Annotated in this window: 15 protein-coding genes; 8 read left to right on the top strand and 7 right to left on the bottom strand. The window is 62.8% G+C overall.

What is annotated here, in order from left to right; genetic code table 11:
- Window position 1: 1 nt before the first annotated feature.
- The 4 genes from ykgO to ACT53S_RS11545 all read right to left on the bottom strand — a co-directional run bounded on the left by ykgO (window position 2) and on the right by ACT53S_RS11545 (window position 2,087).
- The gene (gene ykgO, locus ACT53S_RS11560) at window positions 2–127 is read right to left on the bottom strand and encodes a type B 50S ribosomal protein L36 (protein ID WP_006726873.1); all 126 of its coding nucleotides are present in this window, start codon (window positions 125–127) and stop codon (window positions 2–4) included.
- Between the two features lie 178 nt (window positions 128–305).
- Window positions 306–1,370, bottom strand: coding sequence for a 5-(carboxyamino)imidazole ribonucleotide synthase (locus ACT53S_RS11555; RefSeq protein WP_476067068.1), 1,065 nt, complete (start codon window positions 1,368–1,370; stop codon window positions 306–308).
- Window positions 1,367–1,867: a 5-(carboxyamino)imidazole ribonucleotide mutase gene (purE, locus tag ACT53S_RS11550; RefSeq protein WP_142071676.1), complete on the bottom strand. Its 501-nt coding sequence runs from the start codon at window positions 1,865–1,867 to the stop codon at window positions 1,367–1,369. Before purE ends, ACT53S_RS11555 begins: the two co-directional genes overlap by 4 nt.
- A 16-nt stretch (window positions 1,868–1,883) precedes the next feature.
- Window positions 1,884–2,087, bottom strand: a complete 204-nt coding sequence (locus ACT53S_RS11545; protein WP_113376496.1) for a DUF465 domain-containing protein — start codon at window positions 2,085–2,087, stop codon at window positions 1,884–1,886.
- Between the two features lie 233 nt (window positions 2,088–2,320).
- Between ACT53S_RS11545 and ACT53S_RS11540 the strand changes: the two genes are divergently transcribed.
- Entirely contained in the window at window positions 2,321–2,497 is a 177-nt protein-coding gene (locus ACT53S_RS11540; RefSeq protein ID WP_113376347.1) for a DUF465 domain-containing protein, read from the top strand.
- A 152-nt stretch (window positions 2,498–2,649) separates the two neighbouring features.
- On the opposite strand, the gene ACT53S_RS11535 is transcribed toward ACT53S_RS11540, so the two are convergent.
- Entirely contained in the window at window positions 2,650–2,910 is a 261-nt protein-coding gene (locus tag ACT53S_RS11535) for a metalloregulator ArsR/SmtB family transcription factor (RefSeq protein WP_113376346.1), read from the bottom strand.
- 64 nt (window positions 2,911–2,974) lie between these two features.
- Entirely contained in the window at window positions 2,975–3,751 is a 777-nt protein-coding gene (locus ACT53S_RS11530; RefSeq protein WP_142071674.1) for a sulfite exporter TauE/SafE family protein, read from the bottom strand.
- 103 nt (window positions 3,752–3,854) lie between these two features.
- Here ACT53S_RS11530 and ACT53S_RS11525 point away from each other — a divergent pair, with 103 nt between their 5' ends.
- The 7 genes from ACT53S_RS11525 (at window position 3,855) to ACT53S_RS11495 (ending at window position 11,887) form a co-directional block, all read left to right on the top strand.
- Window positions 3,855–4,502, top strand: a complete 648-nt coding sequence (locus tag ACT53S_RS11525; protein WP_113376344.1) for a thiamine phosphate synthase — start codon at window positions 3,855–3,857, stop codon at window positions 4,500–4,502.
- Between the two features lie 8 nt (window positions 4,503–4,510).
- Window positions 4,511–5,701 carry a tetratricopeptide repeat protein gene (locus tag ACT53S_RS11520; protein WP_476067067.1) on the top strand — a complete coding sequence of 397 codons (1,191 nt, stop codon included), beginning with the start codon at window positions 4,511–4,513 and terminating at the stop codon, window positions 5,699–5,701.
- A gap of 44 nt (window positions 5,702–5,745) precedes the next feature.
- Window positions 5,746–7,011 carry an MgtC/SapB family protein gene (locus ACT53S_RS11515; RefSeq protein ID WP_476067066.1) on the top strand — a complete coding sequence of 422 codons (1,266 nt, stop codon included), beginning with the start codon at window positions 5,746–5,748 and terminating at the stop codon, window positions 7,009–7,011.
- 139 nt (window positions 7,012–7,150) lie between these two features.
- Window positions 7,151–7,951: an inositol monophosphatase family protein gene (locus tag ACT53S_RS11510; RefSeq protein WP_113376341.1), complete on the top strand. Its 801-nt coding sequence runs from the start codon at window positions 7,151–7,153 to the stop codon at window positions 7,949–7,951.
- Window positions 7,952–8,072: 121 nt separating this feature from the next.
- Entirely contained in the window at window positions 8,073–9,113 is a 1,041-nt protein-coding gene (locus ACT53S_RS11505; protein ID WP_142071666.1) for a flagellar motor protein MotA, read from the top strand.
- Complete coding sequence (locus ACT53S_RS11500) at window positions 9,114–10,145, top strand: peptidoglycan -binding protein (protein WP_476067065.1); 1,032 nt, start codon at window positions 9,114–9,116, stop codon at window positions 10,143–10,145. It abuts the gene before it with no gap.
- 95 nt (window positions 10,146–10,240) lie between these two features.
- A complete protein-coding gene (locus ACT53S_RS11495) occupies window positions 10,241–11,887 on the top strand; it encodes an FAD-binding dehydrogenase (protein ID WP_476067064.1) in 1,647 nt (548 codons plus the stop codon).
- A 70-nt stretch (window positions 11,888–11,957) separates the two neighbouring features.
- On the opposite strand, the gene ACT53S_RS11490 is transcribed toward ACT53S_RS11495, so the two are convergent.
- Window positions 11,958–12,929, bottom strand: coding sequence for a Bug family tripartite tricarboxylate transporter substrate binding protein (locus tag ACT53S_RS11490; RefSeq protein WP_476067063.1), 972 nt, complete (start codon window positions 12,927–12,929; stop codon window positions 11,958–11,960).
- Between the last annotated feature and the right edge of the window lie 38 nt (window positions 12,930–12,967).

The raw sequence follows: 12,967 nt of genomic DNA, 5'->3' as shown, positions 1-12,967 counted from the left end.
CTCAGCCCTGGCGAGCCTTGAAGCGCGGGTTCTGCTTGTTGATGATGTAGATGCGGCCCTTGCGGCGAACCAGACGGTTGTCGCGATGACGGGCCTTAAGCGCTTTCAGCGAGTTCTTGATCTTCATTTTTCTGGTCCACAACGATTGTCGGGGAATGTGTCATTCACCCACTGTCTTCAAACAATCAAAAGCGCGCCGCTGGGCGCGCCCCTGAAGAGTTGGCGGCAATTAGCCCGAGGAGGGCCTGCCTGTCAACCGGTCCGGCGGCATTTGCCTCGCCGAAACGGCTAAAAAACCCGGCATATCAATCGCGGAAAGGCAGGATTTCCGTCACATGCCCCATCTTTCGGCCGGGACGGGCTTCCGTCTTGCCGTAGAGATGGACAAGCACATTGGGCTTGGCGAGCCAGGTCGGGACAGAATCGATGTCGTGGCCGATCAGATTCGTCATCACGCAGTCGGAGTGGCGGACGGGATCGCCCAAGGGCAGGCCGGTTACCGCGCGGATGTGCTGTTCGAACTGTGAGACGATGCAGGCGGCTTCCGTCCAGTGGCCGGAATTGTGGACGCGCGGCGCGATCTCGTTGGCAATCAGATGGCCGTCTTCGAGCACGAAGAACTCCATGCCGACGACGCCGACATAACCAAGGCCGTCTAGCAGCTTCGTCGCGGCGGCCCGGGCTGCCGTCGCCGTTTCCGGCGTGATCGCGGCAGGCTGGGTCGAGGTGTGCAGAATGCCGTTCCGGTGGACGTTCTCTGTCGGGTCGTAGCAGCGCACCTGGCCGTCGATGCCGCGGGCAGCGATGATCGAGACCTCGCGGACGAACGGCACGAAGCTTTCGAGAATCAGCGGCACGGAACCGAGGGCCTCAAAGGCGCCACCTGCCGAGTCGCCTTTGCGGAAGACCTTCTGCCCCTTGCCATCGTAACCCAGCCTGCAGGTCTTCAACACGCCTTCGCCGCCGAAATCGGCGAGGGCTGTCTCAAGGTCGGCCTGGCTGTTCACGGCGTGGAAGCGGGCCGTCTCGATACCGGAGGCGTTGAGAAAGCGCTTTTCAGTCAAGCGATCCTGAGCGACTTCCAGCGCCTTTGGTGGCGGATAGACGGGGACGCTCTTTGCCAGATGTTCGGCCGCCGAAACGGGTACGTTTTCGAACTCGTAGGTGACGACGTCGCAGAGGCTCGCGAGTTCGACCAGTGCTGCCGGGTCGTCGTAAGCTGCGGTAATCTGACGGTTGGCCACTTGGGCTGCGGGACTGTCAGCCTGCGGTTCCAAGATGATCGTGCGGAAATTCAGCCGCGCTGCTGCCATGGCCAACATGCGGCCGAGCTGGCCGCCGCCAATGATGCCGACCGTGTGCACTGTCATGGAGTTTCGTCCATCGGGTAGTCGGCGACCGATCCTGCCTGGCGGGCGATCCACTCGTCCAGGCGGTCGGCCAGTTCGTCGTCATGAAGCGCCAGCACGCGAGCGGCCATCAGGGCGGCGTTCACCGCACCGGCGCGTCCGATGGCCAGCGTGCCGACAGGAATGCCGGCCGGCATCTGGACGATGGAATAGAGGCTGTCGAGTCCGGACATGGATTTTGACTGGACCGGTACGCCAAAGACGGGCAGGGGCGAGAGGGAGGCCACCATGCCAGGCAGATGAGCGGCCCCGCCGGCACCGGCGATGATCACCTGGAAGCCTTCGTCACGGGCGCCCTTGGCAAAGGCGTACATCCGGTCAGGCGTGCGATGTGCCGAAACGATGCGTGCCTCGTAGGAAACGCCGAGTGCGTCGAGGGTATCGGCGGCATTCTTCATGGTTTCCCAGTCGGACTGGCTTCCCATGATAATGGCGACGGGCGGGCAGTCGGCAGCCATGCTTGGTCCTTCCGGCTCAGGCGATGATATCGGGGATGATCTGGTCTTCCAGCGCTGTGATCTTGTCCTTGATGGACAATTTCTTCTTCTTCATGCGCTGGATTCTGAGGGCGTCGCAACCGGTTGTGATCATCGCGTTGATCGCCGCGTCATAGTCTTCATGCTCCTGGCGAAGCCGCGCCAGCGAGAGCCGGATGTCAGCCTGTTCCTGATCGGCCATCTTGTTCCCCATCTTCGCCCTGTGGCCCATCGTTAAAGAATGGCCGTTGGATTCGCGCAAGCTCCTATCATCAAATACCGGTAACGGGAAGTTATCCTTGTCCCTGATTTTCGGGGGTCGAAATCACGAAATCGCCTTCGACAAACCGCATTTCTCGTGTCACATTACTTTCGCAAAGCCTGAAACTCCAGCGGATGAGGGCTGGAGGTAGGCGACAAGGAAGGACGTATCAAATGACCATACAGGCTCATCTTGACTCGCTGCAGAAGAAGCATGGTGCACTGGAAGACCAGCTCCATGACGCGCTCGCATCCCCCTCCGTCGACGACCGTCAGATCGCCGAACTCAAGCGTCTGAAACTGCGCCTCAAGGATGAAATGGAACGCCTGAAGGCGTCTACGCGCCACTAACCTTCCAGACCGGCTGCGCCGGGATCCAATTGCCCCCGAGGCCCCCGAAGATCCCGATGTATTCTTGAAGCAGCCAGAAACATTCCCCCGCCCCGGAGTTCCCAAGGACTTCGGGGCTTTTCTTTGGCTTCAGGGCTGTGCGGAGATCACTATCAGGTCCAGAACTGGTCGAGCCAGATGTTCATCCGGTCGAAACCGGGTCGGCGAACGCTGTAGAAGCGGCGGGTACCCTCGGCGTTGACTTCGACCAGGCCGGCGTCGAGCAGGGCCTTCAGATGCTGCGAAACGGCGGGGCGGCTGATGGGCAGGCGGCTTGCCAGATCGTTCACGGTCTTCGGCCCCCGGCGCAAATCCTCAAGGATGTGCCGCCGGTTCGGGTCTGCGATCGCCATGAAAGGGTCCGCGTTCGTCATGGCGAAACGTTATGTCAAAGGCCGGTCTCCGGCAAGCGCGATGTGCGGTGCAGCAAGCGCCCGGTCAAGGACCGAGCAGGCCTGTGCCGCCGTCGTAGAAGAGCTTCGCCCCTGCGATCAAGACCATGCCATACATCAGCGGGTAAAAGATCTTCGGCTTCATGTAGTGGACCACTTTCGCGCCGATCAGGGTGGAGACCAGTGCGACGGGCAAAAGGACCGCGGACAGGCTCAAATTGGTGCTGTCGAGCTCGCCCAGGGCGAAATACGGGATCACCTTGATCGCATTGAGAATGGCGAAGAAGCGGGTCGACATGCCGGTATAGGTTTTCGGGTCGAGCTTCAGCGGCAAGGTGTAGACCTGAAAAGGCGGGCCACCGGCATGGGCGACAAAACTGGAATAGCCGGCAAGCGCCCCCCAGAAGGAACCGGCAATCGGCCGTTCGGGCGCTGGAGGCTTTTCTCCGCCGTCTCGTGCCGCATAACTTTCGATAAAGTAGCGCAGTGCAAAGATGAGCGAGATGCCCCCGAGGACCAGGCGCATGGCATTCGGCGAGACGAGCGTCGAAGTCGCCCAGCCGAGGATGATGCCGATGATGGCGCCGGGAAGCATAACGAAGAGCGTTGCCCGGTTGTTGTGCCTGCGCCAGGCCCAGAGCGCCACGGCGTCCATGACCAGCAGGATCGGCAGGAAGATCGCGGCCGCCTGCATCGGCGGCACGGCGATTGCCAGCAGGGGCACGCCGATCAGGGCAAATGCGCCACCCAGCCCACCCTTGGACAGGCCGACCAGTGCGACAGCGGGAATAGCGACGGCATAGAAGTTCAGGTCTGTCAGCATTGATCGGTTGATCCTTTCGGAAGAGCGGTCTATCGGATTTGTCTAGATAAAACGAGGACGAATTCCACCGTCGTGGAAATGTCCCGCAAACGGATATCGCTGCATGACTGAAGACCGCTGCCGCCTCGTGCTCATCGTCCCCGAGATCGCCGATCCGGCTCTGCGCGCCGAGACGGTGGCCAATGCTCTGCGGGGTGGGGACGTGGCCTCAGTCATCATCCCGCAATACGGGCTCGACGACGGTGAGTTCCAGAAACATGCAGAGCTTCTGGTGCCGGTGATCCAGGAGGCCGGCGCTGCCGCTCTCGTGGTCGACAACAGCCGGGTCGCAGGGCGGGTGAAGGCAGATGGTCTGCACATCACCGGGAATGCGGAAGCACTGGCCGAAGCGGTGGAGAAACACCAGCCAAAGCTGATCGTCGGCGGTGGCAATGCGATGGACCGGCACCATGCGCTGGAAATCGGCGAAACTCAGCCGGACTATGTCTTCTTCGGCAAGCTGGACGGCGACATCAAGCCAGAGGCGCATACGAAAAACGTCGCGCTCGGCGAATGGTGGTCGGCGATGATCGAGATCCCGGCGATCGTCATGGGTGGCACGGACCCGTCATCGGCGGTCGTTGTGGCCGAAGCCGGCGTCGAATTCGTAGCGCTTGGCAAGGCGGTCTTCGAGGATCCGGCCAATGCGGCCGCGATCGTTGCACGGGTGAATGCGGAGCTTGACGAAAAAGCGCCACGGTTTGCGGATTGAACCGCGGCATGCGCCAATCTTTGACCTCCCGCAGCCTGATTCTTGCCGTTCTCATCGGAGCCAGCCTGGCTTCGGGCCTGCCCGCGATGGCTCAGGAGAGCGAGGATGGTGTCGAGATCGGTGACGCACCGGCCATCCAGCCGGCCAATCCTTCCGATGCGGGCGACATCGATCGCGGCAAGCGGGACGACAGCGCCGGTGGCGATGCCACCAAGCTTGATCGCAATGCCGGGAAAGCGGATCCGCCGCTCGTCAAGGGCGGGAAGGTCACAGCGGGGACAAAGAGCGAAGAGCTGCAGGGCATCAACATCTACCTGCGCATGGGCGCCCCTCTGCCGGACCTGCCGGCGGAGAAGCCGTTCAACGGAGAGCCGGATGAGGCTTACGGTGCCTTTCAGCGCGGGCTGTTTCTGACGGCCGTCGATAAGGCCCTTCCGCGCGCCCAACTGGGCGACCCGGCGGCACAGACCCTGCTTGCCGAGATCATGTCACGAGGGCTCGGGGTAAAGCGGGACACAAAAGGCGCTGCCTTCTGGTATGCCCAGGCCGCGCAGGGCGGAGACACCTCTGCCATGTTCAAATACGCCCTTCTTCTCATGGAAGGGCGTGAGGTCGAACGCGACAAGGCCAAGGCCGACGATTACATGAAAAAGGCCGCCGACGGTGGCAACGGATCGGCGCAGTTCAACTGGGCGCAGATCCTCGTCTCGCAGAATCCCGGCGTCCGCGGGCTGGAACTCGCCATGCCCTATTACGAGAAGGCTGCTGAACAGGGTATCGCCGATGCGCAGTATGCGCTGGCTCAGGTCTATACGGCCCTGAAGGAGGTGCCGCCGGAAAAGAAGCAGCGGACGCGCGAATGGATGGAGCGCGCCGCCAAGGCCGGTTTCGATACAGCGCAGCTCGATATGGGGCTGTGGCTCGTCAACGGGATCAACGGTCCGCGAGACTATGAGGGGGGCTATCGCTGGCTGTCGATTGCCGCCAAGCGCGGCAATGTGGTGGCGCAGAACCGGTTGGCGCATGTCTATATCAATGCGCTTGGCACGGCGCCCAATCCGGTGGAGGCCGCGAAGTGGTACGTGTTGTCGCGACGGGCCGGGCTGAAGGATCCAACGCTTGAAGATTTCTATCTCGGACTGAACGAAGAGCAGCAGAAGCAGGCAATCGATCGCGCCAACCGGTTCCGCCGGAGCTGAGTTGGCAGCACGGGTCGACGTCGCGTCCGGGGAGGGCGGCGCTCATGGATCTCGTCGATGTCTTCCAAAGACTGGGCCTGGCAATCGCGATCGGTGCGGCCGTCGGGGTCGAGCGCCATTGGCGCGAGCGTGCCGAACCCGAAGGAGCCCGCACGGCCGGTATCCGAACCTTTACGCTGATCGGCATGACCGGCGGATTGGCCGGTCTTCTGGAACTCGGGATCCGCGTCAGCCCCTTGCCCGGACTTATCGTCGCCGCCTTCCTCGTTGCCGTCACGACGGTCGTGCTGCGCTTTGAGCTGATCCAGGCGCGAGCCGAAAACAGCGTCAGCGCAACGACCGTCATTGCTGCCATCACCACGTTCGCGCTCGGGGCGCTCGCCGTGCTCGGCGACATGGTCATCGCGTCTGCAGGCGGTGCCGCGATCGTGACGGTGCTCGCCAGCCGTGAGTTTCTGCACGGGGCCATTCGACGGTTGACCTGGGTGGAATTGCGTTCAGCGGTGGTGTTGCTGGCGATGAGTTTTGTCTTGCTGCCGCTGATACCCGCCACACCCTATGGTCCTTTCGGCGGTGTGTCTCCGCGCAGCCTGCTGGTCCTTGTCATTCTGCTCGCCTCCGTATCTTTCGTTGGTTACGTTGCGGTTCGCCTGCTCGGCAGCGGGCAGGGATATCTGGTGGCCGGCGCCGTCGGCGGCCTCGTGTCGTCGACCGCAACGACGGTCACGCTCGCCCGGCAAAGCGTTTCCGGCATGCCTTCGCAAGCCGCTGCCGGTGGTGCTGCGGCCGCAGGAGCGGTATCGCTGGTGCGGACCGGCTTTCTGGTCGCGGCCCTCGCTCCCTCGCTCGTTTCCGCCGTCTTGCCACCGTTGCTGATTTCCGGTGCCGTGATGATGGTCTGCGCCGTTCTCTTCATACGCCGTGACGCCTCGCGCGTCGCGGCGGAGCCACCGGCCAATCCGTTCGAGCTGCTGCAGGTGGTGAAGATGGCGCTGCTGATCACCGTCGTCGCCTTCGTCGCCCGGGCATCAAGCCAGATCTTCGGTGACGGCGGGCTATACCTTGTTTCTGCATTGTCGGCGCTTGCCGATGTCGATGCGGCGACCGTTACGGTCGCGGGGATGGCCGCACAGCTTACGCCCACCGTGGCCACTTACGCGATCGGTATCGCAGTCGTTGCAAATTTGCTGGCGAAGGTCGCCTATGGTGCGGTAACAGGAAGCCGGGCCTTCGTCCTGATGCTGACAACTGCCACGACACTTGCCGTCGCTGCGGGCCTGATCGCTGCGTTCGTGGCGCAGCTGCCGTGATCCAGTCGCAGGACGATCGGCGGCTTTGCCCCTTGAATTCCGGCGTTATTTGTGGTCTTGAACCCGCCAATCGCCGCGCTGTCGCGTGCTGCATCCTCGCCGCTCTCCGGCGACCATCCAATCTTGAGGAATACCACTTATGGCACGCTCCGCCCTTCTCAACGTCATGGTTCAGGCCGCCATCAAGGCCGGCAAATCGCTGGCACGCGATTTCGGCGAAGTGCAGAACCTGCAGGTTTCGGTCAAGGGCCCCGGCGACTTCGTCTCGCAGGCCGATTTCCGCGCCGAGAAGATCGTGCGTGAGGAGCTTCTGAAGGCCCGTCCGACCTATGGGTTCCTCGGTGAGGAAAGCGACGAGATCAAGGGCACGGACGGCGCACATCGCTGGATCGTCGATCCGCTCGACGGCACGACCAACTTCCTGCACGGAATTCCGCAGTTCGCCGTCTCGATCGCGCTGGAACGCAATGGCGAGATTGTCGCCGGCGTCATCTTCAACCCGGCGACGGACGAACTCTACACGGCCGAGAAGGGCGGCGGCGCCTTCCTCAACGATCGCCGCATCCGCGTCGGTGCCCGCAAGGTCCTGTCCGATTGCGTCATCGGTTGCGGCGTGCCGCATCTCGGCCGCGGCCAGCACGGCAAGTTCCTCGTTGAACTACGCCACGTCATGGGCGAAGTCTCGGGCGTTCGCCGCATGGGCGCTGCCGCGCTCGATCTGGCCTATGTCGCCGCCGGCCGTCTGGACGGCTTCTGGGAAGCGCAACTGAATGCCTGGGATATCGCTGCCGGCGTGCTGCTGATCAAGGAAGCCGGTGGTTTCGTTTCGGACATGAAGGGCGGTCAGGAGATGTTCGAGAACGGCACCGTGCTCGCCGGCAACGAATATATCCGCAAGGCTCTGGAAGAGGTCGTCAACCGTCCGGTGCCGCAGGCCTGACGCCGAAGACATGTCGGCCATGCGGTGGCAAGGTGGTAAAATTCCCCTGTCGCTTCGGCTTCAATTCGTCTCAATTTTCCACTAGCCTCCGCAGCAAGATTCTGCGGAGGTCGTGCATATTATGGCGAAAGTGAAGGTGGAGGACCTGGAAGTTGGGGTGACCCGTCCGGGAGACTACGGTCAGAAACTCTCCAGCCCGATGCCGTTCTTCACGACAATGGTCATCTTTCTGATCATTGTCTGTTTCATCGCAGCAATCCTCTACCGGCAGGCGCATGCCGCCTTCGTGACCAATCCGGGGCTCAATGGCCTCATTCTCGGTGTGCTCGCGGTCGGCATCATTCTTGTGTTCAACCATGTCTGGGCCCTGCGGCCGGAAGTGCGGTGGTTCAACAATTTCCGGGCCGCTGGCGACAATGCAGATCGGGTCGGGCGCGATCCGCGGCTTCTGGCGCCAATGCGTGCGCTGATCGGCGGGCGCCGGTCTATGGCGATCTCGACGACTGCGTTGCGCTCGATCCTTGATTCGATTGGCACGCGTCTCGACGAATCGCGCGACACCACGCGTTATCTCATCGGCCTTCTTGTCTTTCTCGGCCTGCTTGGCACCTTCTGGGGGCTGCTGGGTACCATCGGCTCGATCAACGACGTCATCCAGTCCCTTGACCCGGCTTCGGGCGACAGCAATGACGTCCTCCAGGCGCTGAAGAGTGGCTTGACCGCACCTCTTCAGGGCATGGGCACGGCCTTTTCGTCCTCGCTGCTCGGTCTTTCTGGATCGCTGATCCTCGGATTCCTCGACCTGCAGGCCGGGCGTGCGCAAAACCGCTTCTACGTCGAACTGGAAAACTGGCTGTCGTCGGTGACAGATCTCGATTCCGAGCGTCCGGTGGCGATCGATGCCGATGGCGCCGTTGCGGCGGAGGATATCCGCTCTCTCGTTGCCGAGATCCAGAAGCTCGCCAATCGCGAGGGTGCTGCCGGTGGCGATAGGTCGGTGGCGGCCATCGCCGGTCTCGCCGAGGGTATCCAGGGGCTCGTCAAGAACATGCGCAACGAGCAGCAGATGCTGCGCGACTGGATCGAGGCGCAGCAGGAAGACGCGCGGGCCATGCGCAAGACGCTTGACCGGCTGAACGACAAGATCGGCGGGGCGAAGTAAATGGCACTCGGGCGCAACCGCCGCCGAGAGCGCGCCGTCGATTACTGGCCTGGCTTTGTCGACGCCCTGTCGACGCTGCTTCTCGCCATCATGTTTCTGCTCACGGTTTTCGTCCTGGCGCAGTTCATCCTCAGCCGCGAGATCTCGGGCAAGGACGAGGTGCTCAATCGTCTGAACAGCCAGATCGCCGAACTGACCAATCTCCTTGCGCTGGAAAAGAGCGGCAAGCAGGATCTGGAAGATACACTGGCCGCGCTCCAGTCGTCCCTCTCGACGTCGGAAAGCGAACGTACCCGGTTGCAGCAATTGCTCGACAGCGGGGCAGGGTCGGCCGATGCAGCCAATGCGAAGGTTGGACGCCTCAACGACGAACTGGTCGCGGAAAAGCAGGTCAGCGCGCGCGCGATGAGCCAGATCGAACTGCTCAACCAGCAGATTGCGGCGCTGCGGTCGCAGATCGCCGCTGTCGAGGAGGCTCTGCAGGCGTCCGAGGCGAAGGACCAGTCGTCTCAGGCGAAGATTGCGGATCTCGGACGGCGGCTCAATGTGGCCCTCGCCCAACGGGTGCAGGAGCTCAATCGCTATCGCTCTGACTTCTTCGGCAGGCTTCGCGAAATTCTGTCTGACCGGGAAAACATCCGCATCGTCGGCGACCGCTTCGTCTTCCAATCCGAAGTGCTTTTCCCCGTCGGTGGCGCCGAACTCGATGCGGCGGGTCAGGCTGAAATGGACAAACTGGCCGCAGCTCTTCTTGAGCTGGCGCAGGAAATTCCCGCCGAGATCAGCTGGGTCTTGCGCGTCGACGGGCATACCGATGCATCGCCGCTCACCGGCACCGGTCGGTATCGGGACAACTGGGAGCTTTCCTCGGCGCGTGCCACCTCGGTGGTCAAATACCTGATCTCCAAAGGTGTTCCGGCCAACAGGCTGGTGGCCGCCGGTTTTGGCGAATTCCAGCCGATTGCGGAGGGCGATACACCTGATGTGCTCGCTCAGAACCGGCGCATCGAGTTGAAGCTCACCGAACGCTGACGCTGATCCCACGCAGGCCTTCTCTCAGGCGGCTGCAACTTGCGAACTGACTTACGTGTGCGTAAAAGTAAGACATGACGCTTTGGGAGGGTGGCATGCAGCAATTCGACGTCGTTGTGATCGGCGGGGGCCTCGCTGGCCTCGTGGCCGCGACGGAGGCCGTTGACAGAGGACTGAGGGTCTGCGTGATCGATCAGGAGGGCGAGCAGAACCTCGGCGGTCAGGCGTTCTGGTCGCTTGGAGGACTGTTTCTGGTCGACAGCCCCGAACAGCGCCGCATGGGCATTCGCGACAGTTTGGAACTTGCCCGGCAGGATTGGTTCGGCTCTGCCGGCTTCGACCGCACGGAGGATTTCTGGCCGCGCCAGTGGGCAGAGGCTTATCTGCAGTTCGCCGCAGGCGACAAACGCTCCTGGCTCAAGGCGCAAGGGGTCGGTTGGTTCCCGGTGGTCGGCTGGGCGGAACGCGGCGGATCGCTTGCCGATGGGCATGGCAATTCCGTTCCCCGCTTCCATGTGACCTGGGGCACCGGTCCCGGCGTGCTTGCTCCCTTCGTGCGCCGGGCGCGGATGGCGGCGGAGGTCGGCAGGCTCACCTTCCTGTTCCGACATCAGGTGGACCAGCTGACAGTCCAGGACGGCGTGGTCACAGGCTGTTCAGGCACGGTGCTGGCCGGTGATGCGACGGTGCGGGGCGCGAGCAGTTCCCGCAACGTCGTGGGAGATTTCGAGGTCCGGGCGGATGCCGTCATCGTGGCCTCGGGCGGGATCGGCGGCAACCACGATCTCGTGCGCAAGAGCTGGCCGGTCGATCGCCTCGGTCCTGCGCCCAGACACATGGTGGCCGGGGTGCCGGCCCATGTCGACGGCCGGATGCTGTCGATCACCCAGGCGGCCGGTGGCGAGATCATCAACGGCGACCGCATGTGGCATTACACCGAGGGACTGAAGAACTGGGATCCGATCTGGCCGAACCACGGGATCCGCATCCTGCCCGGGCCTTCGTCCTTCTGGTGCGATGCCGAGGGTAACCGCTTTGCACCGCCCGCGATGCCGGGCTTCGACACGCTCGGGACGCTCAAGGCGATCCGGTCGCGCGGGCATGAATACTCCTGGTTCATCCTCAACAAGGCGATCATCAAGAAGGAATTCGCCCTGTCCGGCTCTGAACAGAACCCCGATCTCACGGAAAAGAACATTCCTCTGCTGCTCAAGCGTCTGGGCAAAAACCCACCCGGACCAGTGCAGTCCTTCATGGACAAAGGCGAGGATTTTGTCGTCCGCGACACGCTGGAAGACCTGGTGTCGGGCATGAATGAGCTGTCGGGTGAGCACCGGCTCAGTGTGCATCACCTCCGCGCCCAGATCGAGGCGCGCGACCGGGAGATCGGCAACCGTTTTTCCAAGGATGCGCAGGTGACGGCGATCCGGGGCGCACGCAACTATCTGGGCGACAAGCTGATGCGCACGGCCAAGCCTCATCGGTTGCTCGATCCCGCTGCCGGGCCGCTGATCGGAGTGCGGCTGCACATTCTCACGCGCAAGACCCTGGGCGGGTTGCACACTGATCTCGAGGGGCGTGTTCTGAACCGGGAAAACAAGCCGGTGCCGGGACTTTACGCAGCCGGCGAGGTCTCCGGTTTCGGCGGTGGCGGCATGCATGGCTACAATGCGCTCGAGGGGACATTCCTCGGCGGCTGCCTCTTTTCCGGTCGGGTGGCGGGTCGCAACGCGGGACGTTGAGCAATCGTCGCTGAGGAACGGCAAAGGGCGGTGTCGTGTACCGGCCCTTTGCCGCAGTTGGATAGCGTGATCAATCCATCTGCACGTTGGCGTCCTTGACGACCGGGGTCCACTTGGCGACTTCCGCCTTCACATGGGCGCCGAGTCCCTCCGGCGAAGAGGCGACGATGGTGGCGGAGAACTCCTTCATGCGTTCGGCGACACCGGGATCGGCCATGGCCTTGACCGCTGCGGAATTCAGGCGGTCAACGACCTCTTTCGGCGTGTCTTTCGGGGCAAAGAGCGCGTTCCATGTATAGGTCTCATAGCCGGGCAGGCCCGCTTCGGCCATGGTCGGAATATCCGGAAAAGAGGGTGCCCTCTCGGACGTCGTTACCGCCAAAGCCCTCAGCGTACCCGCCTTGATGTGAGCCGAAGAGGACGGAAGGTTGTCGAACATGATCGACACCTGGTTGCCGAGCACGTCGTTCAAGGCCGGTCCCGACCCCTTGTAGGGGATGTGCTCCATGGTGACGCCGGCCATCGATTTGAACAGCTCGCCGGAGAGATGCAGCGGGGTCCCATTGCCGGAGGAGGCGTAGCTCCATTTGTCCGGCTCGGCCTTGAGAAGGGCCAGAAGTTCCTCCACCGATTTGGCCGGAAGCTCCGGATTGACCACGAGCACGTTGGGCACCACCACCAGAAGCGACACCGGGGCGAAATCCGCTTCGGCATCATAGGGCTTGCTCTTGAGGATCAGCGGATTGAGCGCGTGGGTCGCGACGGTGCCCATCAGGATCGTGTAGCCGTCCGGCTCGGCCCGGGCGACATTTCCGGCGCCGAGGCTGCCACCGGCCCCTGCCACGTTCTGGACGATCACCTGCTGCCCGAGATCCTCGGACATCTTCTCCGCGATCACGCGGGCGACGACGTCGGTCGAGCCGCCTGCGGCAAAGGGGACGACGAGCGTCACGGGACGCTCTGGGAAGGCGGCCTGTGCCTGAGCCGCCGCCAGGAATCCGGCAACCAGGCTGCCGGCAAAAAGGGATTTGTAGAACGACATGAGTACTCCTCCATCCAATGTCGGATGTCCCAGGCCGC

This window comes from Allorhizobium sp. DMC15 (genome assembly GCF_056314065.1).
Note: the sequence above shows the minus strand (reverse complement) of the source record. Positions and strands in the feature narration are given on the sequence as shown.